26 protein-coding genes and 2 pseudogenes are annotated in these 25,895 nt (G+C 52.1%); 13 read left to right on the forward strand and 15 right to left on the reverse strand.

Annotated features, from left to right (window positions below; all coding sequences use genetic code 11):
* Positions 1 to 167 precede the first annotated feature (167 nt).
* Complete coding sequence (locus tag KG088_RS17225) at positions 168 to 800, forward strand: hypothetical protein (protein ID WP_213827524.1); 633 nt, start codon at positions 168 to 170, stop codon at positions 798 to 800.
* A 59-nt stretch (positions 801 to 859) separates the two neighbouring features.
* Here KG088_RS17225 and KG088_RS17230 read toward each other — a convergent pair whose 3' ends face one another.
* The 3 genes from KG088_RS17230 to KG088_RS17240 all read right to left on the reverse strand — a co-directional run bounded on the left by KG088_RS17230 (position 860) and on the right by KG088_RS17240 (position 2,569).
* Positions 860 to 1,258 carry an MbcA/ParS/Xre antitoxin family protein gene (locus tag KG088_RS17230; protein ID WP_213827526.1) on the reverse strand — a complete coding sequence of 133 codons (399 nt, stop codon included), beginning with the start codon at positions 1,256 to 1,258 and terminating at the stop codon, positions 860 to 862.
* 640 nt (positions 1,259 to 1,898) lie between these two features.
* Entirely contained in the window at positions 1,899 to 2,132 is a 234-nt protein-coding gene (locus tag KG088_RS17235) for a hypothetical protein (protein WP_213827528.1), read from the reverse strand.
* 98 nt (positions 2,133 to 2,230) lie between these two features.
* Positions 2,231 to 2,569 (reverse strand): hypothetical protein, encoded by a 339-nt coding sequence (locus tag KG088_RS17240; RefSeq protein WP_213827530.1) that lies wholly within the window; start codon positions 2,567 to 2,569, stop codon positions 2,231 to 2,233.
* 1,476 nt (positions 2,570 to 4,045) lie between these two features.
* On the opposite strand from KG088_RS17240, the gene KG088_RS17245 reads away from it, so the two are divergent.
* Positions 4,046 to 4,753 carry a hypothetical protein gene (locus KG088_RS17245; protein ID WP_213827532.1) on the forward strand — a complete coding sequence of 236 codons (708 nt, stop codon included), beginning with the start codon at positions 4,046 to 4,048 and terminating at the stop codon, positions 4,751 to 4,753.
* Positions 4,754 to 4,878: 125 nt separating this feature from the next.
* On the opposite strand, the pseudogene KG088_RS20090 reads toward KG088_RS17245, so the two are convergent.
* From KG088_RS20090 to KG088_RS17265, 4 genes and pseudogenes are all read right to left on the reverse strand, one after another.
* Positions 4,879 to 5,147, reverse strand: a pseudogene (locus KG088_RS20090) (IS5/IS1182 family transposase); the annotation flags it as partial.
* A gap of 37 nt (positions 5,148 to 5,184) precedes the next feature.
* Positions 5,185 to 5,625 (reverse strand): hypothetical protein, encoded by a 441-nt coding sequence (locus KG088_RS17255; RefSeq protein ID WP_213827535.1) that lies wholly within the window; start codon positions 5,623 to 5,625, stop codon positions 5,185 to 5,187.
* Between the two features lie 579 nt (positions 5,626 to 6,204).
* Positions 6,205 to 6,450 (reverse strand): cupin domain-containing protein, encoded by a 246-nt coding sequence (locus KG088_RS17260; protein WP_213827537.1) that lies wholly within the window; start codon positions 6,448 to 6,450, stop codon positions 6,205 to 6,207.
* Positions 6,451 to 6,794: 344 nt separating this feature from the next.
* Positions 6,795 to 7,397 (reverse strand): helix-turn-helix domain-containing protein, encoded by a 603-nt coding sequence (locus KG088_RS17265; protein ID WP_213827539.1) that lies wholly within the window; start codon positions 7,395 to 7,397, stop codon positions 6,795 to 6,797.
* Positions 7,398 to 7,441: 44 nt separating this feature from the next.
* Here KG088_RS17265 and KG088_RS17270 point away from each other — a divergent pair, with 44 nt between their 5' ends.
* The 5 genes from KG088_RS17270 (at position 7,442) to KG088_RS17290 (ending at position 11,074) form a co-directional block, all read left to right on the forward strand.
* Positions 7,442 to 8,146 carry a B3/B4 domain-containing protein gene (locus KG088_RS17270; protein WP_213827541.1) on the forward strand — a complete coding sequence of 235 codons (705 nt, stop codon included), beginning with the start codon at positions 7,442 to 7,444 and terminating at the stop codon, positions 8,144 to 8,146.
* 33 nt (positions 8,147 to 8,179) lie between these two features.
* Positions 8,180 to 8,776: a LysE family translocator gene (locus tag KG088_RS17275; RefSeq protein ID WP_213827543.1), complete on the forward strand. Its 597-nt coding sequence runs from the start codon at positions 8,180 to 8,182 to the stop codon at positions 8,774 to 8,776.
* A gap of 69 nt (positions 8,777 to 8,845) precedes the next feature.
* On the forward strand, positions 8,846 to 9,739 hold the full coding sequence (locus KG088_RS17280) for a dihydrodipicolinate synthase family protein (protein WP_213827544.1): 894 nt from the start codon (positions 8,846 to 8,848) through the stop codon (positions 9,737 to 9,739).
* An 18-nt stretch (positions 9,740 to 9,757) separates the two neighbouring features.
* Positions 9,758 to 10,285: a YgjV family protein gene (locus KG088_RS17285; protein WP_213827546.1), complete on the forward strand. Its 528-nt coding sequence runs from the start codon at positions 9,758 to 9,760 to the stop codon at positions 10,283 to 10,285.
* A 408-nt stretch (positions 10,286 to 10,693) separates the two neighbouring features.
* On the forward strand, positions 10,694 to 11,074 hold the full coding sequence (locus KG088_RS17290; protein WP_213827548.1) for an exonuclease/endonuclease/phosphatase family protein: 381 nt from the start codon (positions 10,694 to 10,696) through the stop codon (positions 11,072 to 11,074).
* A gap of 369 nt (positions 11,075 to 11,443) precedes the next feature.
* On the opposite strand, the gene KG088_RS17295 is transcribed toward KG088_RS17290, so the two are convergent.
* Both KG088_RS17295 and KG088_RS17300 read right to left on the reverse strand, forming a co-directional pair.
* The gene (locus KG088_RS17295; RefSeq protein ID WP_213827551.1) at positions 11,444 to 12,001 is read right to left on the reverse strand and encodes a reverse transcriptase domain-containing protein; all 558 of its coding nucleotides are present in this window, start codon (positions 11,999 to 12,001) and stop codon (positions 11,444 to 11,446) included.
* Between the two features lie 148 nt (positions 12,002 to 12,149).
* The gene (locus tag KG088_RS17300; RefSeq protein ID WP_213827553.1) at positions 12,150 to 12,548 is read right to left on the reverse strand and encodes a reverse transcriptase domain-containing protein; all 399 of its coding nucleotides are present in this window, start codon (positions 12,546 to 12,548) and stop codon (positions 12,150 to 12,152) included.
* Positions 12,549 to 13,446: 898 nt separating this feature from the next.
* Here KG088_RS17300 and KG088_RS17305 point away from each other — a divergent pair.
* On the forward strand, positions 13,447 to 17,304 hold the full coding sequence (locus KG088_RS17305; RefSeq protein ID WP_213827555.1) for a pentapeptide repeat-containing protein: 3,858 nt from the start codon (positions 13,447 to 13,449) through the stop codon (positions 17,302 to 17,304).
* 168 nt (positions 17,305 to 17,472) lie between these two features.
* On the opposite strand, the gene KG088_RS17310 is transcribed toward KG088_RS17305, so the two are convergent.
* Together KG088_RS17310 and KG088_RS17315 are read right to left on the reverse strand one after the other, a co-directional pair.
* Complete coding sequence (locus KG088_RS17310; RefSeq protein WP_213827557.1) at positions 17,473 to 17,706, reverse strand: hypothetical protein; 234 nt, start codon at positions 17,704 to 17,706, stop codon at positions 17,473 to 17,475.
* 188 nt (positions 17,707 to 17,894) lie between these two features.
* Positions 17,895 to 18,134, reverse strand: coding sequence for a type II toxin-antitoxin system Phd/YefM family antitoxin (locus KG088_RS17315; RefSeq protein ID WP_213827559.1), 240 nt, complete (start codon positions 18,132 to 18,134; stop codon positions 17,895 to 17,897).
* A gap of 707 nt (positions 18,135 to 18,841) precedes the next feature.
* Here KG088_RS17315 and KG088_RS17320 point away from each other — a divergent pair.
* The 3 genes from KG088_RS17320 to KG088_RS17330 all read left to right on the forward strand — a co-directional run bounded on the left by KG088_RS17320 (position 18,842) and on the right by KG088_RS17330 (position 20,670).
* Positions 18,842 to 19,042 (forward strand): hypothetical protein, encoded by a 201-nt coding sequence (locus KG088_RS17320; RefSeq protein WP_213827560.1) that lies wholly within the window; start codon positions 18,842 to 18,844, stop codon positions 19,040 to 19,042.
* A gap of 526 nt (positions 19,043 to 19,568) precedes the next feature.
* Positions 19,569 to 20,147, forward strand: coding sequence for a type II toxin-antitoxin system VapB family antitoxin (locus tag KG088_RS17325; protein ID WP_213827561.1), 579 nt, complete (start codon positions 19,569 to 19,571; stop codon positions 20,145 to 20,147).
* Positions 20,148 to 20,286: 139 nt separating this feature from the next.
* Positions 20,287 to 20,670, forward strand: a complete 384-nt coding sequence (locus tag KG088_RS17330) for a DUF6957 family protein (RefSeq protein ID WP_213827562.1) — start codon at positions 20,287 to 20,289, stop codon at positions 20,668 to 20,670.
* Positions 20,671 to 20,791: 121 nt separating this feature from the next.
* On the opposite strand, the gene KG088_RS17335 is transcribed toward KG088_RS17330, so the two are convergent.
* The 4 genes and pseudogenes from KG088_RS17335 to KG088_RS17350 all read right to left on the reverse strand — a co-directional run bounded on the left by KG088_RS17335 (position 20,792) and on the right by KG088_RS17350 (position 23,310).
* The gene (locus KG088_RS17335) at positions 20,792 to 21,157 is read right to left on the reverse strand and encodes a hypothetical protein (RefSeq protein ID WP_213827563.1); all 366 of its coding nucleotides are present in this window, start codon (positions 21,155 to 21,157) and stop codon (positions 20,792 to 20,794) included.
* Positions 21,158 to 21,298: 141 nt separating this feature from the next.
* A complete protein-coding gene (locus KG088_RS17340; protein WP_213827564.1) occupies positions 21,299 to 21,667 on the reverse strand; it encodes a type II toxin-antitoxin system Phd/YefM family antitoxin in 369 nt (122 codons plus the stop codon).
* Positions 21,668 to 21,958: 291 nt separating this feature from the next.
* Positions 21,959 to 22,906: pseudogene (locus tag KG088_RS17345) on the reverse strand (IS5 family transposase).
* A gap of 197 nt (positions 22,907 to 23,103) precedes the next feature.
* Positions 23,104 to 23,310: a hypothetical protein gene (locus KG088_RS17350; protein WP_213827565.1), complete on the reverse strand. Its 207-nt coding sequence runs from the start codon at positions 23,308 to 23,310 to the stop codon at positions 23,104 to 23,106.
* 109 nt (positions 23,311 to 23,419) lie between these two features.
* Here KG088_RS17350 and KG088_RS17355 point away from each other — a divergent pair, with 109 nt between their 5' ends.
* Positions 23,420 to 24,058 carry a helix-turn-helix domain-containing protein gene (locus KG088_RS17355; protein WP_213827566.1) on the forward strand — a complete coding sequence of 213 codons (639 nt, stop codon included), beginning with the start codon at positions 23,420 to 23,422 and terminating at the stop codon, positions 24,056 to 24,058.
* Positions 24,059 to 24,074: 16 nt separating this feature from the next.
* On the forward strand, positions 24,075 to 25,895 hold a 1,821-nt coding region (locus tag KG088_RS17360; protein WP_213827568.1), incomplete at its 3' end, for an NACHT domain-containing protein.

A 25,895-nucleotide genomic window follows, 5' to 3' on the forward strand; every position in this document is an offset into this window, starting at 1 on the left:
AATCCATCAAACACCTTCACTTGCCACGAAAATTTTATTTGATATAGTTTCGCCTATTCATGGGAAGTTCGAGAAAATTGCAAGGAATACCACACTTCTCATATAGATAAAGTATTGTCATGGTGACACAGTCATTATAGAATACAGGCACAGTGAGAGAAAAAACCATGACTAAAGTTAAAATAGAAAAGATTGACGACAAAACAATTTCCGTGGAATGCCCATACCATCCAGACGCAATCGATATGTTTCGCACTACTGGAGGAAAATTCAATAAATTGTGGATTTTTGATGCAAGAGATGAGGATAGGGTAAAAGATATTCTTGTAGATGTCTTTGGCACACATGATTCGGAACAGTGTGAAACTATTGATATCCAGATGGCATTTGAAGAGGACGACTATGCAGCCAAAGAAGCGCTTTATTATGCGGGACGCCAAGTGGCGAGGGCGATGGGTCGGGATTCAGGGGCAAAACTAGGCGATGGCGTTGTTGTTATCGAAGGTCGGGCACCTCGGAGCGGTGGAAGCGCAAAGAATTGGACAACTGTTATCAGCGCAGGAACTGTTCTGGAAATTCGAGATATTCCCAAGCCCGCAGCTGATGAGCTAATCAATAATCCGCCTGAAGGGGTTGTTGTAAGCCTCGTGAGAGGCGCTTCCATCAGTATGGAATCTCTACAGCTCCGGCGCGCAGAGCTTCTTAGCGAATTAGCTGACACCGAATCATTAATCGCTTCAAAGGAGGCTGAATCTAAGCTGGATGAGCAAGAAGAGATGGATTGCGAAATGGGGATGTAACTACCTCCCCGCCCCTGCTGGAACAGCCTGGCAGGGTTTGAATTCATGTCGACAATAAATCAGCTGAACTCACCATACTCTATCTTACCAAGTACATCCCTAACCAGCTGACGATCCTTGAATGTGTCACACAGTGTCAGCGGTATTTCGCCAGCTAGCGCCGGTATGGGCGTGGTGAGCCATTCTCTAGCTATTTTCGTTTCGTCAAAAACCGTCTCGGCGTAGAGGATCAGACTCAGAGTATCGAGAACCGCCTCGCTGTGGCTACGGCTCAGGGCGGCACGTTTGTAATAGCTGGGTAGGTTACTGGAGGTGGTTTCCAATAGAACGACGAACAGCTCTCGCGCCTGTGGGGTATTGCCCAGGCGTGCCATGGCGGTGCGAATTACCTCTCCGGATATGCCCCGGCGTACTGCACGGATGTAAACGGCGCTGTCGTCGATGCTGGCGGTTGCCATTCCCTCCAGGATTAGTTCATGCGGCCTTCTAGCGCCTCGACGGCGAGCGCACACCACTGGTATGCACTCACACCTCAGCGCAGCAAAATCACTTTCTCGCCAGGGCCGTGGTCAATCATCCGCCCGATCGAACGGGCGGTGATAGCTTTTCACACTCCCCCGCAGCTGCTCCAGTGGGTCATCGAGTAAATTCTGGACAGCCTCCTCCCATTCTGGGCATCTGGGCATGTTGTCTCGAAGGGTTTCGTTGTACAGCTCATTTGCCGACTTTATGCTAGCACCTGCCTCGCGTATGCACCGCATTAACAGATTTGGCGTCGTTTCAACAAACACACTTGCTATGATTGCCGCTGACGATTCCGAAATTCCATCGACTCGAGTCGTGCCGCACCGGAGTGCAAGCGAAAAATCCTTTTCAGAAACGATGTCCCCATAGGGTACGTTCAGGTGTGTCACCGCTATGCTGAGTCCAGACATGTTACAGCCCTCACGAGATAGAAAATCACTTTTTTGAGTTACGGTACATTATCCATGCCGCCAGGGCGGTCAGCACTCCAACACCCAGAAGTGGCGAGGCTAACAAAATCATTTCGACGTATTCATTCATAGCCCCTCCCCATTCCCATGGTATCTCACTTGGTCACTCAAACCTGACTCGCGGCACAATGCGTATAGCATGAGATCCCAGCACGTCATTAGCAGCTGCGTAGACGGGTTCCGCTCCAGGCTTGGAGTACTGATTTAAAATCACTTCGACTTCAATCGTGCCGCCCTCTCCCTCGTTTACATCGCCGAAATCAACGTCGGGGTGGGCTTCAGCGATGATGCTTGCAAACTGATCGAGGGCCTGCCTTTCTCTCTTTGTCACCATCATTCTAGGTCATCCAGCTTTAGTCTATTAAACAACTATAACTGATAGATGGGGACACGCAAGCAAATCAATTAATGCCCATGATTGCAAAAGAGCCATGCTTATTTAATAGCTTCAGCCAGCAGCCTCTTTCGCTTCTCCAGCGGCATGTTTTCTATAGCTTGTCGAATGGCATCATCAAGGGTCTTCTCGCTCATGACGCCCTGTTGTCTTTCGCACCGAGAAAGGAAATCCTTTGGAACCTCCGTTTTCTTGGCTAGTTCAAAAAAACTTTTCCAGTCTATCTTCGCTCTGTGCTCAGTTTGAAGATATGGGCGAACCTCAAGAATCGGCATCCCGTTTCGCGTGATAATCATGGGCTCTGCCGCCTCTTCAACCTCGCGCAGCAGGCTAAGTGGGTGAGCTTCTATCTCGGATATGTCGACATGTCTTATCTTCATGTTCTATTCTCTGATTACTGATCTTTAAGACTTGCAGTATAGCTCATCTCAAAGGTTTGAATGACGTGAATAACGATGGCGGTGAACACGTCTAGGCAGTCACTCGATGGTCTTAGGTGGTGCAACGATATCTCCGATCAGGGACGGTTCCTGGTCGGAGATCTCGGGGTATTTTGCGATAGGTTACCTTTGCTGCTTAAGCATGAAGCGTATTGGCAGATTCGATTTTTCGGATAAAATCTATTCATGGCACCATGACATCCATCCGGGTCAGGAACCGCTCTTGGCGCATGACTTTCTTCTTGTTCTGGTGCTCAGCCTGAGCGAACGAGATCTGTTTGATCGGATGGCTCTATCAGACGGTAACGGGAGATAACAATTTACCCTGGCGGTGGCGATCAGGCAGCTACGGCGAGATTTATGCAGCGATTCCCTAGGGGCAGCGGATCAGCCATCCTAGCTGGCAGGATCAGGTACGCGTTACTACCTACCATAAGTGTGGGGCGACTACGGTGTCGAATCACATCGAACCCCTGGTTTTTTGCAATACTTAACTAGGGCCACTTCAGCAAGCGAGCGTCGTAGCCCTTTCCCGGCATCAACGACGCCGTATTTGCCTTCGATTTGGCATGATCACGCAGCAGAACAGTCAGGGTGGCCGGCGACTCAACACAATGTCTCCCAGAGCAGTTTTGGGATGGGTTAAATGCTCGTCAACTATGGAAAATATAACCTTTAAAAAAAGGTCGTCAAGTTAAGCATATCAAGTGGCAAAGGACATACTAAGCGTCTGCCACCTATCGTCCTTAGTGACTGGTTCTCAGCAAAATCACTTTTTCGATACTGCCTTGATAGCCCCTAAAGTCATTTTGGCCCCAAGGCCGCTTGTATGATGGCTGCAACAGCATTATGTGCAAGTCTAGTGACCTCCGAGTAGGCTCGCTGGCAAAGGCCCTACACAGACAATATCCAGATCAAGGCAATAATTGTCTGTAGTTTTTTTGCGCCTCCCCCCCACCCCTACTGATCAAATCAGGAAAGCAGGGAAATCGAGAGCTATAAGGTACAGACCCTATTGTAGATATTATCTAACCATCTGCTATTCCTTTCTAATAATCGATTGACATAGGGTCAATCGCATGAATAAAATAGACACACAACTTGCAGATACGTTATGCCACTTGAAGACCAACTTCAGCAGAATATAGCTGAGTACCTATCTAACGCTGGATTAGACAAATCTTTGCCTTCATTCACCGAACATGAGGCGATAGATTATTTATCTTGTGCCATTCAGTACGATGATTCTCAATGCAATGTCACTGATGCTCGAGAAGCAGCCTTAATTTTTAAGGCCATGATAGATTTTTTAAGATTGAGAAAGCATGCTGGAATCGCTTTCCATAGACAGCACATGTATTAATAGAAAATATCTTTATCCCGTCTTTTTAATCATTTTACACAAAGGAGAAGAAAATGAGTCATATGAGTATTGTTGGCAACAGCCTGAAGATTGAAGATATAAGCGACAATGTAGATTGTGAGACCCCGATCTATTACGGAACTGGGCATTTTATGGTTAACGGGAGACATGTGGGGAGCTTTGAAAGTTTCGTGTTTGCTAAAAAAGTGAAACATGAGGGCACGTCTGAAGTAGATTATGCTTACGAATTTGATAGCGATAATTTTTCTGTAAAGGTTAAAGATGAATGGATAGATTATCTAGATGAAGAAATTTCTGACTATGAACTTGATCTTTCACAGATTGTTTCAGAAGCGATGATTGACGAAATTGATATTCCAGAGGTGAGCGTCGCCGTAAATCCTCGCATATATACTGAGGAAGGATGGGTCAGCGGCTTCGTGGATGTCGATATCCTGATTGATCCTGGGAAGATGAATAGTGTGTGGGGATTTAACGAACTGGCATCGAGTTTCGAATGCGTGCCTTTTGAAATTGGTGAAAACGGCTTAGAATTTAGTGGCGATAATGATAGCCAGCTTAATGAGTGCCTTAGTGACTTTTTTGACAAATATACAATTAGCGATAGGGGGCAGGAGGTAGTTAGAAAGATGGTCATGGACAATGTTGAGCTGAAACTGAAAGAAATTGGCATTACAGATTACGAAAGCGCTATAAATTTTGATAGCAGTGAATATCGGGGAAGTGCTTTTAGTATATAAGCCGGAATCCAACTGGGCTTGTGAGCAATGAGAGGAGGTTGGGGGCGATTCAACACCCTGGCAACCACCTCTTTAGTACCACACATGGTTGGCCTCTTAAGCAAGACAAGCGTATTAGTCAACTGTCAGGCCAGTATCAAGACACACTGCGCTCCGTCAGCGTGTTTCTGGCATCACCCTGATAGGGTAGACAGTCGATGTCGAACAGAGGATACAGCTTTAAAGGGATCTTGGCCAGCCCCTTGTAGCGCACCTTCCGGGCACCGAAGAGGTTCTTGGTGACATGAAACGGGTGCTCGTCTTTGGGGCGGCTACTGGCCTTGGTCTTGTAGAATGCCAGGGGTAGCGTTTTCATGGGGCTGACGTCCAGCTTCTTGATGGGACCACGCTTAGAGTGCCCTTAAAACTTTCCCTTAAAACTCATTGGTTATCTATCTCCACGACTTAGGGTCATCATTAAATCCACTTAACTCAAGTTTTTCGAGAAAAGAAAACGTCCCCGGTGAACTTTCTTTAACTTCATCCCACAAACGTGAAAATGCTGGCTTATCTAAGTTCTCTATAATCCCATCTTTCCAGTCTTTCCACGTTTTTTTTCCGATACGACGATTTGCTCGAAGCGCAATCTGCTCATTAGACAAATCCAAATAGTTGAAAATCAGCTCTCGGATATCAGGCCACTGTTCCTGTGAAACCTCTTTCCCAATCAAACAGTCGACTGGGATATCCTTCGCCAATACCCGATATTGTTGCACCAGAGAATCTTCGAATTGTGTTTGGGCTAGCTTTTTGCTCAAGTGAAGTTGAACAACACCGAGTGCTACGCCAATTGCGGTCGCGATGGATGCAATTGTATTCCAGTTTATATCCATTACTAAATGACCCCATAAACTAGTAAGTATCCACGGCAAAGCCGAGAGCTTTATATTTTTATCCCCTCAAAGAGGCAAGAACCTGAGCCTGCTGAAGGCGGCTATCTTCACATGCCAAATCTTGAACTGATCATAATCCGCATCGGACTTTTGTTGGTTACGAATGTAGGCACAGACCATGTCTTAATCAAGTGCTACTGTCGAAATAAAGTTACCTCTTGCCCAGTAACTCTCGCTTCTCTCTTGTCCTCACTCCTGACCAGAGGGCTGGACATGGTGGCATCGGCCACGTTGGTCGAGGTGTCGGCGACACTGTGGGTCAGCTCGGAGACCGCAGCGACGCCGATAAGGGCCTTCATGCGGTATTACTATTGTTTCGCCCTCTTTGTCTACAATGTCATCGCCGCGCAAAGCGGACTGCGCTTAATCTAGGAAGTGATCTTCAACACCGCCGATGTCAGCATCTATCGCATCGGGACCACTTCGTTCAAGTGAATACCTCGGGCAGCACTACCCTCTCATACAGGAGCGCCCGTAGGCGCTCCTTCCAAGAATCAATCATCGTTAATATTCTAATCTCTAGTTTTGTGCGTCCTCCTCCAGGAATGCTTTCTCCTTCGGGCTGACCTGGAACACCACCACATGGGCTGGCTGGTCGGTCGTGTTCAACGCCCGCACCCGGGCATCCAGTGGTTCGGCTACCGCTTCTCCCGCTTTAATCGTCCTAGTCTCGCCCTCCACCTCGAGCGTCAACTCTCCTTCGACGACATAGACATAGACAGGGCTCGGATGGGTATGCCACGCAGCGGCGGTGTGCGGATCCATCGCCACCCGGACCACTCGCACAGATTGAGCGCCAGACTATCCATGCGACACTCGTGCCTTATTGGGCAGCGCGGCTGGGCCGAGACACGCTCAAAGCCTACCAAGCGTCGGCCCGAGGGGGATGGCTCGACTGCGAGTTGACCGACGACCGCGTTATGCTGGGCGGAAATGCTGTGACCTTTATGGAGGCAACGATTTCTCTGCCAGTTACGGAATAGCTGTCGTTCAGCCACAGTTACAGATTTTTTGTTGCAAAACGTGCCAAGGCGCGGGGTCCTAGCTGATTGAACACCTGGGACCCATACCTTTTGGAAAGAGGTAATGAAACCTTTAACTGCCGTTACCTATTGGTGAAGTTCAACTACAGTCATCGTGAAGACAAGCCTGGATTCGCCATCATTAGCGTACAGATGGGGTACGTCCGTCCTTGCTACGGCTGAACAGCCAGTTGGAACGACCAGCTCGGTTTGGCCGACTTCTATCCGCAACTTTCCTTGCTCTACGTGAAACAGCTCATGCGTTCCATTCGGATGGCTAAGTGCCTTGAATAGCTCTCCAGGCTGCATTTCCCAGCGCCACATCTCAATCATGTTGGGGCCGCTGGTACCTGCAAGCAGTCGGGCGGTGCCCCCCTCGGGGCCGGTCCATAGCGTCGGGATGTCCTTGCCTTCGATCAGGTACACCGCCGGGGGGCTGGCGACATTCACGATATCCGCTACTGATACGCCGAGCGCTGCTGCCACCTTGCATAGGATGGCGATACTGGGGTTGGCGAGCCCCTTCTCCATTTCGACCAGCATTCCCTTGCTGATGCCCGCACGGCGGGACAGCTCGTCGAGGGAAAGCTTCTGCTCTTTTCTATACGCTTTGAGCTTGGTGGCGACGGCCTGGCTGATGGAGTGCGCATCGGCGCCCGGATCGGTCGATATATTGACTTTATTGGTCATTGGTCACTATCATGGCATCAAATGGTCACTAAAGTGATTCTCCAATGTATGCTGTCTTGCCGTCAATCGATTCAGGGATATCCCGCATCGCACCGGGATTTCGTGCCCTTAGCATCAGCGTGGAGGCGGCGCAGATCGTCGACACGGGGGTCGCACCGGAGGCCCTGGCCCGGGCTTGCCGGTCATTAGCCGAGAAAGATGTTGCCTGGGCCGAGGCGCACACGTCAGCTTGGGCCGAGGTATTCCGTGCCTTCGGCGCCAAACCGCAGCGCACCCCCTGCTCCTCCGAGGCGCTGCGCAAGCGGGTACTGCGCGACGGCAGCCTACCGAGCATCGACCCCATAGTCGATCTGTATAACGCGATCAGCATCGAGTATGCCGTGCCGGTCGGTGGCGAGAATATGGCCGCCTATGTCGGTGAGCCCAGGTTGGTGTTTGCTGAGGGAACGGAATCGTTCGACACCATGAAGGATGGCGCGGTGGTCCACGATTCTCCCCGTAAAGGAGAGGTCGTGTGGCGGGATGATATCGGCGTGACCTGTCGACGCTGGAACTGGCGGCAAGGCACCAGAACCCGATTGAGTTCCGACGCGTCCCGTATGTGGTTCATCCTGGAAAGCCTACCCGCTATGCCGTTGGACGCGCTTCACGAGGCCGGAGACCGACTCGTTCAAGGGCTGCACTATATGATGCCCGAGGCCGTCATCGACGCCCGGCTGATCGGCATAGACCTCGGCAATACTCCCTAGGAGAAGGTCATGCTTCCCACGATCAGCTTTCTGATGGCAGCCACGCTGCTGGCCATCATCCCTGGCCCCGGTGTCGCTTATGTGGTGGCACGCACCGTCGCTGGCGGCAGGGCGGAAGGCATCGCCTCGACACTGGGTTTGTCCTTGGGCGGTCTGGTGCACGTGTTGGCCGCCGCCTTGGGCCTGTCATTGCTGATTGCCCAGTCGGCGATGGCTTTCATGGTCGTGAAGTACCTCGGAGCTGCTTATCTGGTCTATCTGGGTATCAAGATGATCTTGTCCAGTGAGGAGGCTTCAGGGTCATTTGCCGTCAGGCGAGCCGGTCCTGCCAAGGCATTTAGGGATGGCATCGTCGTCGAGACGCTGAACGTGAAGACCGCCATGTTCTTTCTGGCTTTTATTCCCCAATTCGTATCCCCTGAGCAGGCCATGGCCCCTCAGTTTATTCTGCTCGGGAGCATATGCGTCCTGCTGAACAGTACGGTGGACCTGGTTGCCGTCTTTGCCGCGAGCCGAATTGTCGGGTCGGGGGTTGCCAAGGCAGCCAAGGAGCGCCTCATGTCCCGGCTGTCAGGGGCCACCATGATGACCTTGGGAGTGCTAGTGGCGATTGCCAACCGTAAGGCCTGATCGGGAGGAACATGAGTCTTTCATCCAAGGCCATCGTCTTGTCATCCGTTCGCCGAGGAGAGTCGAACTATGTTTTCTGGCCTGAGTGCCTTTCCCTTGACCCCCATGAAGCATGGCATCGTCGACGAGGAAGCCTTTATACGACTGATTGAGCGCTTGGCTGATGCTGGCGTCGATTCCATCGGTGCGCTGGGGTCGACGGGGAATTACGCCTATCTCACCCGGCAGGAGCGGACATGCATTGCAAAGCTCGCGGTGAAACATGCCGGCGATGTCCCCGTCATCATTGGCATCAGCGCCTTGAGTACCCGAGAGGTATTGGCTCTAGCCGAAGATGCGCAGGCGGCGGGGGCGAGCGCTGTCCTACTGGCACCCATGTCGTATCAGACATTATCCGAGGATGAAGTCTGCGGACTGTATGAAACCGTGACACGCCAACTGTCAGTGCCGCTATGTGTCTACGACAACCCTGGCACCACCCATTTCGAATTCAGTGACGAGCTGCATGGGCGCATCGCCCAACTTCCCAACGTCGGCTCCATCAAGATTCCAGGCGTTCCAGCAGAACCTGATGCCGCCAGGGGGCGTGTCGAGCGTCTGCGAACGCTCATTCCGTCTCATGTCACGATCGGGGTCAGCGGTGACCCTTTGGCAGCCGCAGGCCTGAATGCCGGATGTGAGGCCTGGTATTCGGTGATTGGCGGCCTGTTTCCACAGACAGCCCTGGCCATCACCCGAGCCTCCCAAGCAGGCAATACCCAGGAAGCCTTGCGCCTTTCCAAAAGCTTGAACCCGCTATGGGCACTGTTTAGTCAACATCGCGGCAGCCTACGCGTGGTAGCCACGGCGGCGGAACTCAAGGGCTTGGCCGCGTCTCCCTGCTTACCGCTGCCACTTAAAGCGCTTGAAGGAACAGACCGACAGGCGCTTGCCAGGCAGTTGGATAAGCTTCAACTGCTCTGATGCGGAGTATGCAGTTTTATGTTCGAAAGCTATAGCACGGTGGCCGGTCAGTTTTTTGGCTTGGTATCGCTGGCACTCTGCGTCTGGGCCTTTTCTTGCAAGCAGGACGATCGGCTATTGATGCTGCTGCTCTCCGCTAACGTGGCCTTCGCCTTGCAGTTCATGTTTTTTGCTAGCTGGACTGCCGCTGCGTTGTCATTGCTGGTGATCGCGCGGATTGCACTCGCCCGCCGCTATCCCGGCAGTAAGGTAGCCATGGCAAGTGTGTTGGCGGCAAGCGGCGTGGCTGCCGTGCTCACTTGGCAGAGCTGGGCAGACCTGCCCGCCATCGTAGCGATGGTACTCGGTACGGTGGGCATGTTTCTGCTCCGAGGTATTGCAATGCGTGTCTCGCTAGGCCTGGCCGCACTAGCCTGGACACTCAGTCATATCCTGGCTGGCTCGGTCGGGGGGACACTGGCCGAAGCCCTCGTGATTTTAACTAATACCATTACCATTTATCGCCTCTACCGAGCTAAAAAGCGTTATCCGGGGGTCATCGATTAGCACCTGTCTGAAGGCATTTATCACATATCTCAGCTGTTCCTGGTTGCTTAAGAGTTAAAGAGAATGGCTGAGCAGGGAAGCTCTATCTACTATTTAATCGGGATACCCAAAAGCATAAACTGTTACCGGGAGTAAGTTTCATTTAAGCCAGCGAGTTGCACTAATGTAACATGATATATAGTGCGGTAATCGGTTGGGGCAACGACCAACGCTACGATAAGGTCGCACACGTAGCGAACCATTTTGACTTCTTGGCGATCCAGGAGCTGATGAACGAAGTGGCTCTCGAGCGACTCGAGGCTGAGGTCGAGGCGCTATCCGAGGAATCATGGTCATCGATGGCCAGCCATGCGCTCGGCCGCTTGTCTTACCGCGAACACTGCGCCTTCCTCTGGAGGGATAGCGCCCGTGGACTACGTGGATGGTGCGGTGGTGTTCTTCGACAGTGGCGACTCCTTCGCGCGTGAGCCCTACTCAGCCAGATTCCGTAGCCTCCACAACGGGCAAGTATTCGCCGTCGCCAACGTCCACTTGGTCTACGGGAGCAGCGTCGGCGACCGGCTTCCAGAGATCGAGGCGCTGGCGGACTACTGGGAGTGGCTAGGCGAGGCTTATCACGACACGCCACGCCTGCTCATGGGCGACTTCAACCTCATGCCCCACCATGACGCCTGGGAGTCCCTCCGCAATCAGGGCGTGATCCCAGCGATCACACAAGGGGCCATCGCGGTTTCAAACCATCTGGACACGCACAGGAACTTTGCAAAACTAAAGGAGTCGATTGATTAAATGCGAGTATTGCAATTCAGCGTGGCGCGAGGTGTCACAGCATGCGGACAAAGAGACGACCCATGGGAAAAATTGTGGTATGCGTTAAGTGCGGTCTGACTCCTGGTTGTGGTCCGCTTATTTGCCCGGCGAGCAAGAGAAGCCAACATACGTGGATCACGCTTGATTCAGGTTCGTTCTGCCTTCGATGTGGCGCGGGCCCAGGCGTCGGAAGTCCATGCCCCGCCACCTCAGATGGCAAACATAAATGGGACACTTATAAAGGACCCTGAAATCAGTCGGGTAGACCGGGCGATTGATCGTCCCGGCCCCCACAGAGCATGCACGATTAGCGCACTCTGCTCCTCATTCATCAGTTTCGCTGAAGGCTCAGCACTGCTGCTCAATCCGCGCAGCAGGCAGAGGCAGCAGCTGGAATAGCTGGTCCGCTTTTGCCCACGAGAAGTATGCTCGTTGGGATCGGCGTCTCAGCCATTTCACCCACACCAGCCGCACCCGATACAGGAACTGCTGGAGGGATTGCATGTTGCCCGGGATGCCATAGTAGGCGTAGTGTCCCTGCACTTTTCGCCTCAACAGCCAATGCTGCTCCCGGATCGGCAGGTGCCGTTTTCTGCGGCACCAGAACGCAATCCGCTTGAGACCCCGTCGAAACCTGTCCTTCGCCGTCTTGCGCTTGATGATCAGGCGTCCGTGACGTGACTTTCCCCAGTAGTGGGTAAAGCCCAGGAAGTCGAAGGTCTCGGCACGCTGCTCACGATGCGGACGGAACCGCACCAGCCGTGTCTTGGTCGGGTGCAGGGTGAGACCGAAGCGCGCGAAGCGCTTGGGCAACACCTCCATCACCTTGCGGACATCGGCTTCGTTGCTGAACGCCAGTACGGCATCATCGGCAAACCTCGCCGAGAATGCCCGTCCTTGCAGCACGAAGAAACAGGGCAGCGCTGTACAGCTGCGAACATGGCCGAGGCATTAGCTTAAAACACGAGCAAATTCTGTCTTGACCATGAGGTCCACTATAGATGACCCAGCCTCCGCCCATCGTCGACAGGCCATCCCACACCGTCTTGATCACCTAGTGCGCCGAGCGCCCCGGCCGGAAACCATACGAGTACTTCGTGAAGTCATGCTCGTAGAGCGGTTCCAGCAAGGCCACCACGGCACGTTGCAGGGCATTGTCTTCGAAGGTGGGGATACCGATCGGCCGTGTGGTGCGCCCATCCCCCTTGGGGATATGGACGCGCCGCACCGGCGGTGCCCGGTATCGACCGCTCTTGGCCTTCTCCAGCAACTGATGGATATTGGCCTCGAAGTCGTCCGCCGTCAGGCCATCAATCCCAACAGCGCCATCCCGGCGCGTCATCAGGTAGGCCGTCTTCAGCCATTGGGCATCGATATAATGCGCCAATGACGTGAAGGCACGCTGCGGGAAGCGCTCTGCCAGCGCTGCTATCCGCATTTGTTTCGTGGACATGACCTCAGGTTCCTGTGCACCTGTCATGTGTCCCTCCTGCGGGTCTGATGATTGGCCGCCCCTTCCCTCCAGCGGGTCCCGTCGAGCCGGTTCCCCGCCTTCGTCGGTACTATGGGCGACTCCGACTCCCGCCTTTCCGTCCGGCCGGCTCCTTGTGGTCGCCTGGCCGTACCCCCCCTGAGTGCCTGGTGTTCGTTTCGGTACCGCCAGGCACGACAGCACCGGACCGGGAGCTATCGGGACAGGTGGCTCCGACACCTGTGCTTTCACCTTTCGGGGGAGAAAGGCGGGCCTCCCAGGTTCCTGGGAAACCACTATATGGACATGCCCTGCTCTTTGACACCGGCGGCCCTTTCCCACCAAGCCTGTACGGTAGGTCAGTGTTGCCTTCCAGGACCGTAAGCCTGTCGGCGGCCACGACTAGGGTGCTTTCGGTGCTCAATCACACGGCCTATCCACTCGCTGCGTACGCTTCGCAGTGGCGGTTACCCGACATCAAGCAACACTCGCTACCGGCTAGTGGCTAGCCTTGGCCGGGTGGGACTTGCACCCACTGGGTTTCACTTCGTCCTTTCCGTCGCACCTTCGCGCGACTTCCCGGACGACCAGGCTTCGCCTTGCGCACTACGATTTCACCCATAGTGAATGGCCTCTTGGAATCGTGCTCTTCCGGGAACTAACTGATTTATGTAGATTTTTTCCATTCGCTTACTTCGTTTTCAGCATTTCCCATGTATATCCTGACCCTGTCGCTCTCCCTCTTGGGAAATCATCGACTAAACTAAACTTATAGCAGACAGTACTCCCCCAGAAAATGATCTTTAAATGGCAAGACACCATCTTGATTGATTTTAATTGAAGGTGAGCTACGCCGTCAAAACCGAGAGGGTCAAAGTCCATGTACTGGCATGAATTCGAGCAAACAGAAGACTCTGAAGATGCTGAATACTTACGTCAAGCCAAAGAGAGAGTTCTTGTAGAGGTAAACCGTTCACTATTAGAAAGTAGACTTGAAGCCAAACCTTCCACGACAAATATCGCTTTTCGCAAGATCGTCAGCCATGAATCGATCTCCCTTTGTGTATTCAGAGTAGAGCTGAGAATCGACGATAGGAACCAGGATCGCATTCATCGAGAGATTCTCAGTTCAGACAGATATCAAGGTTTCTACCTGTACATTATCGACATGCCGGGGAAAACGAAAATACTCGACTGGACCCCCGGACAAACCAGCGAGATCATGAAGGATCTCGCTAGAAATCGAGCCGATCCAGTGGAATGCATGTTCCTCACTCGCTTCATGACGCTTGAGCAGCACGGCCGCGTCGGCAACCGACAGATCGAAAAATTATTCATCGACCCTGAGGGAATTGAGGCACTCAGGACCGAAACCTTGAGCAACTCCAGTAATACCCCCTTTGACACCTTGTTGAACGGTTCAGTACCTGGCGTTGATGACGACATTGATGATTTCACCACTAGCCCAGAGAAAGCTAAACAATCAATCGAATCAATAAAGGAAAAACACCTCCAGGGCGTAAAAGATGCGAATAGTACTCTCAAGTCAATATACGAAATTATAAAGGAATGTCTGGATTCACAGAGGAAAGCCACATCTAGTTTTGAAGGTATTATGAATACCGACAATCGTCATAGGAGAATAGTCTTTACCTATGCGTGCGCCATTGATGAAGCTATTACCATAAGACAATATAGTCTGCCAAGTCTGAAAAATGCGTATGAAAAAGAAAAACTTGTTGACGGTGAATCGAAGATCATTGATCGGTACTTGGTGGATAGCCTGATCAACCAAAGTCGAAGTGAAGTCAGAGAGGTTCCAGGAGGTATAAGAATACTCTGCATACAGAAAGACAAGGTCAACATCGATAACTCAAAGCTACTGGACAAGATCTACCAGGATAATGGTATAGGGGGGTCAGGCACCATCCTTATCGCCAATTATGTTACCGGGAAAGGCAAGATCCGGCTGAGTGAAGGCGCTTCTCGTTCAATCCTCTTCGAGGACGTCGACTTCCATGGTGAGGTGGTGCTCGATGGAGCCAACTTTCGCGGCTCGGTGACGTTTCGCAGGTGTCGCTTTTTTGCACGGCTCTCCGCCAAGGATACCTCGATAGAGGGGTCACTCATCATACAAAGATGCATACTGCATGACAGTGGCAGCCCGCGTTTCTCCCACAATGAGGAAATGGGTGCGAGAAAATCAGCGCTATTGGCGCATGGGCTTTCAGTAGCCAAGAGTTTCTTCATTACCTCCAGCACGATATTCGGAAGAGTGAAAGGGCAGTGGCTAAGGGTAGGTAACATCCTTGATCTGAGAGACACTCGCATATTCGGCAATCAGAACAATGTCGGGACTGGAACGGGTACTAACCAAGACCTTGTCAAGCTAGGCTACGCCAGAGTTGGCGGCCCCGTCGTGTTGACGAGTAGCTTGGATAATTTTAGCGGGACCCTGCTTCGAAGCTACATAGGGGGAAACTGCCTGCTTCCTGGACTGAAAGCCGATAGCCTGCACGTAGGTGGTTTATATATCGCAGGCAATCTTGATTTTGAAGCGGCTAGGATTCAATCGACGATTGCTATTGAAAAGCTAACGTTACCCGGCATCCCTTCCTCCGGTTGGCTAACGCATATAGGGGGAAATCTGATTCTCAACTACGCACATTGCGAGTTGCTGAAGATGGACGATATCCATATTCGAGGTAAAATGATACTCGAGGAAGCCGAGATCGAGCACTCCTGTCAGATGGATACTTCATATGAGAGTGGAGGACGTTGCATCATTCATGATGATGCCATTTTCGATGGCGCCAGTATCAAGGGCGAGATATCGATGCAAGGTGCTTACATAGGAGGAGATTTAAGTCTAATTACGGGAAGTTTCGGTAGAATATATGCTAACGCGACTTGGGTAAATATATTTACACATCCAAATCATCAAATCGAAATATTGAGAAGCGAGGTCAAAAAGAATATTTATCTCGCAGACTGTACAACAGGATCATTGGCTCTAGTCGGTATACATGTTGGCGAAAGCATAATCACTAATAACTTAAATATTGACGGTCGAATCCGCTTCTGGGGCCCTAAACGAAAGGAACTAATGAGAGACAAATCCTTAAAGCACCCCGAAAATAACATTTTTATATGCAAGATTGTTCATCGTATTAGTTCTTTAAAAGCAGAAATACAGGGCTCTATCGATCTGAAAAATTCCCGCATTTCAGGCGGCATCGATTTTTCCAAAACAACAACAACAAAAATCATGCTTGATGGCTCCACTTTGAGTGGTGACCTTAACTTCTACACGGAGGATAGTAACGAGACATCAGCAATTGTTGTAGACAGTGTTTCGCTCGAGAGTACAAAAATCAAGGGAAAACTGGATGCCCGGGGATTAAAAATCACAAACGGAAGCCTTGAGGCCAAGGATGCAACGGTTGAAGGTAGCGTGATATGCGCAGAGCTAACAGACAGTGAAAGAAAAAGGCTGACCACGGAGTCAGGCAACATCAACATGGAAGGGATTAACTCATACTCCTTGGTTATTTCCGATTGTTGCCTGGGCAATAACATTACATCAAATAACAGCAAGAATGAAGCGAGGACAATTAATGTATCACGCGCCAGTCTCGGCCAGTTAACCGTTTATGGCTTGTGGAAAAAACAAGACTTCAATGCCAACTTAAACTTTTACGCGGCCAAGATTAACGATTGGAACCTTGTTGAATATAAAAATAACAAAGAAGAAGAAAACCATGAGCTTTGTTTTCCTCTATTGGCGGCTACTGATAAATATTTTGACGCAAGGAACTACCTCGATATTGAAAACCGTCTTCATGCAATTGGCAAGACAAGATTGAGCAACCGGGTTTACAGGGAGATGGGAGTTCGAATTAACCATGAAAATACAAGATACAAGCTGTCAAAACAAGCCACTTCATCAACTTCAAAAGGACACAACCTTAAGCATAGCATAAACCACTTAGTCAGTAATGAGCCCACCGGAATATATAAATCAAGAAATAACTCTTCATCCCCGTGTCAGCGAAACTCGATACTTTCTCATGCATCGCATAGCAAAAAAGTTACATTAATTTCATTAATATCTAATATTTTATTTTTTATAGTTACACCTTTAGTAACTTTTGGGGTATATATCCTAAAGTTGTTGTATAAATCAGTCTGTGGCGTCTACTCCGGTAATTTTTTAAAGTCAATCAAGGAAACCAATTTCATTACATTAAACGCTTTGAGTAGAGATAGCGACGGATTTCTTTTCAATTGGATTTTCACTCATGGCCGTACAAAGCCTGGGTTGATGTTTCTTTGGCTATTTTTGCTGTCGCTGCCAGCCATTATTATAGCTTGCGACCATAGAAATATCCTCGCTCCAAATGAAACAGTCTCAGCTCAAGGAGACACTAGCCATGGCACTTATAGAGTATCAACAATAAAAAAAAGTGATGACTGTCCGGTTACCCATCATGTTAATGAGCAAGATTGGAATATTTTTAAAAGCTTAGGTATCGCGGCCACCTATGCCGTACCCTTTTATCAATCCGCCAAGATAGACAAAGCAAAATTCCGAATGACAGGCTGTACTTATGTGTGGGGTGGCACAATAACGTGGGCATCACCCCATGACATTCCCCAGACATTCTCTATGTTACAATTCGCGTTGTGGATACTGATTGCAGCCAACCTGCCGGCCATCATTCGCCATAGAAATTAATCTGCTTTAGAAACCGTTGAACTATGCTGTTCTGGGTGGCTTAAGAGCCAAAACTGCCCGACCATCGTTTCAGCGATCCATATTTGACTACCTCAGATGGTCAGTTTTACCCGACAGCCGGGTTATCCGGCTGCCAGTCCAGATTCAAGAGACCCCACTAGTGTGTCCCTAGCAGGACGATACCGGCACCAGATCGGCCACGGTAAACAGACTGAAAAAAACAGAGGCCAACCCCTTGTAACACACCTCCCGATAGCCGAAGGGGGTTCTTGGTGACATGAAACGGGTGCTGGCTTTGCTCTCACGGACATCGGCAAACAGCGTCTCGGCGTCACGTTGTTCTGTCCTACCCCCAGCGCCTTTGAGCTGGAGCAGGCCATCAACGATGCCGTGCTGCGCCATTACTGGCACCTGCGCAACATGGCGAGCGCCTCAACTGAAGCATGACCAGATACTGCAAGGCCACGCTGATTCAGGGTATGTCACCAGGATCCGCCTACGATGCCTCGAAGGGCAGCAGCAGATCATCTAGGGCGTGAGCGATCGAGGCAACGCCCTGAAGGCACGCCTCCACCAAGCGGGGAGTAAAATCATGTTAAATCAGTTGGATGAGATTTAATTGATACTCGAGGTGGCTCAAACGCGAAGTCTGCTATGTCAGGCATAGCCAGTGAGTCGGCAATGCTCCGACGTCTTGTTAGGTTCTGATATTCTTCGATGCTCAATAGCACATGAGTGGGTTTACCTTGATCTGTGATGAACACGGGACCATTTCTGCACGCGTTCATTACGCGTGTAAGGTCTTGACTCGGTATGGTGGTTATGGTCATGTCAATAGCACCTACACAAATTTAGTCATTGAGGCGGGAAGGGTATCGGCGCTGGTTCTCCTACTTTTATATTTTATCTATTGGCTCGCCATAAATCCAATTCCCCCTCGTCCCTCGGGTCTCCATCACGGGTATGATAGGGCCGAATTCAGCGATCAGAGAATTGATTAATTCCCGTTCATTATCGTCAAGCATGTGAGCGTTTGGCATATACGACCATCGATAAGCATAAAAACGCCAAGTATCTTCCCGTGTCATTACTGTACCTCGACGATCCCAGCAAATTATATTGAGCCACTTATACTCTGTTGTATTGATCATTGTACTCTATCGCTCTGTCCTTGGCATTGATGGTGAGTCGGTAAGAAGTCACTACTTTGTGACGATGCCAAATAATGACGACGAGCCAAGATCTTTCAAGTATGGTACCAGTGAAGATGTCCGCCAAGGCATAGTCCATACTCCTTTCTATCAGCTTTTTCTTGAAGAGTATGGTTTGAAATACACTTGAGGGGCCAGCTGGGTGAATGCTATAGAGGTATTGCTATGAGGATCCGGGCAAGCCAAAAAGGAGATAACCTGAAAAAAGTATTCGGTGATAGACTGGTGGCGCGGAAATGAATGCTGAGAGAAACACCCGCCCTGTCGGGCTCCAGGCTTGTTAATGTAATGTGTTCCAGGCATTTAAGCGTGCGGAGATGACAATTATGGACAGGCAAGAGGCGATCAGGAAGCTCATAGCGATCCAGAACCGGCCAGCCGAATACAATTCATGGCTTCAAGAATCGACTGTGGATCAACATAAGCAGCACGTTGATGCCGATAAAGTGCTTTGCGAATTGCTGACCAGCTTGGGATATGAGGATGTTGTAGAAGAATACCGCAAAATAGACAAATGGTATTCATGATTCACTGCGTCCGACAAGGAAATGATCTGGAGGTCCGCATCGATGCATAGCGTCTGGTGATCCGTGAGCACTACCATCGCCCTCGCCTCTTTACGCTAGATCCCATGCGCAGCGTGTTCTTCAAGCGCCGCTGCACTCTCTTCCACCTGCAATACCAGCTACACATGAGGACAGGATGGCTGAGCATGGCCACGCATGCTGAGCGAGTACTGCATGAGGCCAAGAACATGAAGGATGGCGACACGTGCGAGGTCGCCGTCTAGATGTCTTGCTATTTTCCGTGAGTATCCATAGCAACCAAGCAGTCGGTATCATTAGGATCTACCCCATAACGGATAGGGCTTTTCGTAACAACGTGTGGAAGGGTACCGACTTACAATCAGCGTCGAGAGCCTCTAAGACATCCTCAACATCAAAGCTTCAGCTGGATGTTCCGGTTTCATTACCGATCTCCTGGGTAATGGCTATACTTGAATAGAGTAGCAAAATAGCCAGACCAAAACCCAAACTGATGTGAGATATCGTTATGAAGATTGCCGTCACCATCGATGATGATCTGGTTCAACGAGTCATGGAGGTAGCTAATCGGGGACTGGAAACCCCGTCAGACCTGATTCGGGAGGCCATGCAGACGTATGTTCGCGTGCAGGCCGCGCGACAGCTAGCAGACATGGGCGGTGAGATGCATGAGAAAAAGCAAATTCCGCGCAGAGACGAGAATCGCGACCTCAACAAATTGATTATTAAATGTGTCGACAAAAAAGAAGGGAGCAGGGAATTCGCATTGTTCTACATGCTTGATGGTGAGCCCGTCTGGAAAGCAATGCTGGGAAATGAGCAGGTCTTTGCGCCCCTAGGTGAGTCATGCGGTGAGTTTCAGGGGAGAGGAACCAGCGCAGAGGAGGCTGTCGAAAGCCTGTACCGCAATCTACTCAGCGGAATCCTGAACAAAGACTACGACTGGCTGCTAGTAGTGCATCAAACCCCATGGTTAAACGACTTCGCTGCTGAGGAGCACGAGTATACGTGGGATGATGAAGATCAATTGTATAGTGACTTAATGACCTGGATGCAATCAAAAGAAAATCCTGCGTTAAAGGGATAGCAGAGGAGGAGTAAACCACCTGTAGCATGCTCGCCCCGCGTGGCTTTCTTTGTTGTCTTCTATAACCATAGATATAATAATGACATTCTTCCATATCCTCTGCTAGAGTTATTAGTACACACTTAAATCGGACCCCGTAATGAAACAGCATATAACCATTAATGCTGGATCAGGTTGGGAAGAGACCGCTCAGCGTCATCGCGACAAAGCCTGTATCGTCCGAGAGTGGGAATTGGTCGGCATTGACCTTGACGGAAAGAAAGTGCATTTCCTTTACGGTACAGTCGTTAGCGACTACAAGCACCGCTGGCAGTACGGCGATTATGTTTTTACCAGTGGCGTTGATAGCTTTGACAAAGAGACGGGGCTGGTAAAGACCAAAAACTCACTTTACTGCCTTGAAGGTGACGGTGAGGAGGTTTTCGCTACCATCAAAGAAGCTGCGAAAATGCGAGCAATAGGCCAGTCCCTGCATACCATCAGGGCCATCGAGCGTGACGTAGGCGAAATCGATTTGCCGTGACTGGGCTCCCTGGTGACATTGCTCCCTGCGCTGTGAGGCGCCCAGGAGTCGGAGCGGACGGCTCCCTATGCCTTCAATCATACCTCAGCGCAGCAAAGTCACTTTCTCGCCAGGACCGTGGTCAATCATACGCCGGATCGAACGGGCGCTGGTAGCTTTTCACGCTTCCCCGCAGCTGCTCCAGAGGGTCATCAAGTAAATTTTGCACAGCCTCTTCCCATTCGGGGCATCTGGGCATGTTGTCTCGGAGAGTTTCGTTATAAAGCTCATTTGCCGACTTTATGCTAGCACCTGCCTCGCGAATGCACCGCATTAACAGATTTGGTGTCGTCTCGACAAACGTACTTGCTATAATTGCCGCTGACGATTCCGAAATTCCATCGACCTGTGTTGTGCCGTTACGCAGAGCAAGCGCAAAATCCTTCTCTGAAACGATGTCCCCATAGGGTACGTTCAGGTGTGTCACAGCTATGCTGAGTCCAGACATGTTACAGCCCTCACGAGAGTGAAAATCACTTTTTTGAGTAGCGGTACATTACCCGTGCCGCAACGACCACTAACACTCCAACGCCAAGGAGAAGCTATCAAAATCATTTCGACGTACTGGTCCATCTAAGCTCCCCGCTAGTTAACGCTTCTGATTGATAAATGGTCCTGCTTTTTCAATGGCTTCACTCAGCAGCTTCTTTCGCTTCTCCAGCGGCATGTTTTCAATCGCTTGTCGGATGGCATCATCAAGGATTTTGTCGTTCATGACACCTGGCTCTCTTTCACAGCGCGAAAGAAAATCATCCGGCACCTCGGTTTTCTTGGCTAGTTCAAAAAAGCCTTTCCAGTCTTTCTTCACTCTGTGCTCAGCGTGGTGATGCGGGCGAACTTCCAGAATCGGCGTCCCGTTCCGCGTGATAATCATAGGCTCTCCCCCTTCTTCCACTTCACTTAACAATTTAGATGGAGACGCCACTATCTCTGATATGTCGGCATGTCTTAATTTCATGTACTATACTCTGGTTATTATGCTTGAAGTATAGCTCATCTCAGAGGTTTAGGATGACGTGAAGAACGATATAAATGACCTGTTAGAGTCTATACCCGGTTCGGTTAGGAGACGCATTGCTAAGCTATCTCTAGGGAATCGCTGAACAATTCAGCATCTCTCTGTGAGACTGTTTGAGAGCGATTTTTCTGCTCCAACAGCTTGCTCCAGGCCACCATAAAGCGGCCTCTATGGATGGCAGCCTTGCTATCCGGCTGACACGCCATCTTCAAGGCGCATTGGTCCCGTCAGTCATCGGGTGGCCAATAACAGGATGCCGAGGGCGAACAGGGCAAACAATTGCGCCTGGTTCTTGCCTACACCCTGATGCCGAACCTTCCGGTAGCCGAAGAGGTTCTTGGTGACATGAAACGGGTGCATGACCTTGGAAAGGATGCTTGCCTTGGTCTTGTCGAACGCCAGTATCAGCGTTTTCATGGGGCTATCTTCCATCTTCTTGATGGTGCCGCGCTTGGCCGCGATGCAGCACCGGGAGTCCGGGGCATCGTTCTCTTCGTCAAGATGCTTCCACATGCCGGTGTAGACCGCGTCGTCGTATACCCGTCTCGCATACTCTTGGACCAAGGCACCGGCCATGGTGACATAGGCAACGTTGGCCGAGGTGGCAGCGACACTGTAGGTCAGTCCATTGGCCGCATCGACGCCGATATGGGCTTTCACCCCGAAGAACCATTGATGCCCTTCTTGGTCTGCTTCATCTCCGAGTCGCGTTGCTTGGCCTGGTTCTTGGTGGAGGGCGCGGCCGCCACGATGGTGCCCTCGCGCATGAATAGGCCCTGCTCGACTAAGCTGGCGTTGATCTCCTCGAAGATCCGCTGGGTCAGCGCATGCTTCTCCAGCAAGTGGCAGAAGCGCAGCAGCGTGGTGGCATCCGGCACGCGCTCGGTGGCTAGGTCGATACCGATGAAATCGCGCATAGCCTGGCTATCGTAGATGGCATCTTGCAGCGCCTCGTCGGCCAGAGCGTACCACTGCTGGAGAAAGTAGATGCGCAGCATGCGCTCACGTCCGATCTGCGGCCGGCCCCGCTTGCCGGCGGCGTTCCGTTCGGGAAGTAGGACGGCGACAGCGCGTCAATCAGCCGTTGCCAGGGCACCAGGGCCTCCATCTGGGCCAGGAACCGCTCGCGGCGAGTGACCCTGTTCTGGTGCCCAGCCGGGCGAACGAGATCTGCTTCATCGGGTGGCTCTGTCGGACAGTGGTAGAATGACAATATGTATACCCCGCCGGTGGTGTTAAGGCAGCTTCGGCGGGATTTATGCAGCGTTTCCTTAGCTCGAGGATGAGGAGACTTCTCCCATGAACATTACTCGGGTTGGCTTTGGTATCACGAAGTCTGTCTTTCATGTCCATGGTTTGGATCGCCATGGTCAGGCTCATTCCGAACCGGTCGGTACACGCTGCTTGGCATTGTGCATGCCGCGATACAATAGCGTGGTGGTGCCATATTGACTCGCCCCACCGACGACAGCCGCGACATCGCCCATGCTGCCGTATGCGACCTCGACGCCATCTTCCACTAGGGCTACCGTCATGAGAAGGCCGGCAAGATGATGCTCGAACTCAACGTCGATGTGTGCCAAGCCAGGTATCAGCAGTGGCCTTTGCGGATTGCCATGGAATCACGATGAGATACCACCATTCCGAGCTATTCTTAAGGGATAAACTTGAACCGCCGCCGGAGAAGCATTGATGAACGTGAACGCAACGGTTTTCCTGCGTGCGCTGGATAGCGTGATGACGCTGGAAGACACGCAGACGCTTGGGGCGGAGGGGGTTAACGCGATCAGCCAGAGCTTGGGTCTTTCTCTAGAAACGATTCCGGCTCTGATGGAGACCTTGAAGCGGGAAGGCTTGGTGGATCTCCAGTGGGGCGGGACGGTGTCTCTTACCGCCAAGGGGCGGGATCTCGCCGAGGGAAAGACCAAAGGCAGGGCTATTCAGATAGAAGGGGGCGTTGGCCAGGGGGCCATTGTCGTAGTCGATAGCCCAGGGGCCGTCGCGCGTGCAGAGGCTATGGGGTCAGGTGCCCAGCGGGTCGAGTATCGCGCCAACACCGGCCTGGCCGTGGCTGATCTCGTCGCACTGCTGAATGAGGTGCGGCGGCTGACTCCCCAACTGGAGTCTGAAGCCCAACCGGTAGCGCAGGAACTTGGTGCCGCCCTCGAAGACACCCTGAAGGAGGCGAAGCAACCTACCCCCGACAAGGCGAGCTTGGAACAGCATCTGGAACGTGCTACCGGCCTCATGGAGCGCCTGAGAAAGATCTCGGAGGCGGTATTAAAGCTCGTGCCGGTCCTGGAAGGGATCAGGCGGCTATGCTTTCCCTGATGACCAGGTGTGATCCATGCGCTTTTATCAGCCGCTGACGCTAGGGGTCGAGCGGCGGCGAGTATCGCACTCCGCAGAGGATGAACCCGCCGGTGCAGGCCCGCGAAGTAGCGCCTCTCGTAGCTGGGATGAAGGGTTATCTTCCCCCTCGATCGAGTACGAAGAGCATCCCGCCGCCGAGGTGCTTAACACCCTCCAGCGAGCCCCTCCCAGTCACCGATTCTGGCTGATCCGGGGCGAGCCGGGGGCGGGCAAGAGCACCCTATTAGCCCAGTGGTTCTCAACCTGGGTTCCGGCCAACCCGGCCGTCAGATTCGGGATGACCGTGCCCGTCTTGTTCCGGCTCAGCGAGCTGGACCAAGACGACCTCAAGCTGGACCCAGACGGCCTGGCGGACCGTTTGTGGCGGCGCGGGGCCACGCTGGCCCAGGCGTGGCTGGGGCAGGACGCGGCAGCCCTTTACCGGCTGGCGTGGGTACGGCATTTCCAGCCGATCTGGCTGCTGGATGGCCTCGATGAAGTGAGCCCAGACTTGTTGAACGAACGCCTTTATGAGGCGCTTGCTGCCCTGCCGGGCCTGAAGTTCGTGAGCTGCCGCACCGCCGTGTATGCCGCACTGCGACAGGATGCCGACGCCTACAAGGAATCCCCTCGTGACTACCTGATCCTGAGCCTCAAACCGACCGAGCAGCGCAGCTTTCTGGAGCAAGCGCTGGAGGGTAACAGCGAGTTGGCAGGCGTTCTTCACGACAGGCTCCAGGCCAGCCCCCAGCTACGGCTCCTGTCCGGTAACCCACTGATGCTGACTTTGATCGTCGAACTTGCTGAGCCCGACCGGCTGGAACTGCCCACCACAAGGGCGGCGTTTTACCGAGGGGCCATCACACGCCTCTGGGAACGCAAAAAGCCGCCTGGTCACGATATCCGCTACTTGAGCGATTTGCGCGATCGGGTGCTGACCGAACTAGCCGAGGCGATGGGTCTCGAGGATCTGGAATGGGACTCGACCGAGCTGACCGCCTTGTGTCGTTCCATCGCCGGTGACGACTGTTCGCTTCTGCTCGATGCCCTGGAACGCACCAATCTCCTGGTCATCGATCGGCACAGGGAAACAGTGCGCTTTTTCCACTTCACCTTCCAGGAATACTATCTGGCGCGGGCGTTGCAGTCGCAAGGTCTGCGGATCGCCCTGCAACGCCATTGGGCTGACGCTCGCTATGACGAAGCCCTGGCCTTGTTGAGCGCGGTATTGTTCGAGCAAGGCCAAGTCGACAATATCGTCCAAGGTATTCAGTGGTTGATCGATCAGAGACGAGCGCACCGTAAACGCCCAACCGTACTTTGGCAGCGCGGGCGCAGCCCACTGCGGACCGCATTGCACCTGTTAACGCGTTCGGGAATACCGTTGAGTCGGCTTCCAGAGGCCGAAAACGCCCTGTTGAGTGCCGTCGAAAGATCCCGGTTGTGTTGCAAAGCCCTGGCTGCTGATCCGGGAACGCCACTAGATCTTTTGTCTCGCCTGGCCGCCGATTCTGAGTGGCACGTGTCCTGGGAGGTTGCGGCCAACCCGAATACGCCGCCCGAGGTTCTTACGCACCTGTCCACCGACCCGGGGCCGTACGTGCGCCCGAAGGTTGCAGCGAACCCGAATGCACCGCCTGAACTCCTGGCGCACCTGGCCACCGACTTGGAGCCGTGCGTGCGCCAAAGTGTTGCGGAAAACCCGAATGCGCCGTCCGAACTCCTGGAGCACCTGGCCTCCGACTTGGAGCCGTGCGTGCGCCAAAGTGTTGCGGAAAACCCGAATGCGCCGTCCGAACTCCTGGAGCACCTGGCC

The sequence above is a fragment of the Halomonas jincaotanensis genome, from assembly GCF_018448785.1.
GTDB lineage: Bacteria > Pseudomonadota > Gammaproteobacteria > Pseudomonadales > Halomonadaceae > Halomonas > Halomonas jincaotanensis.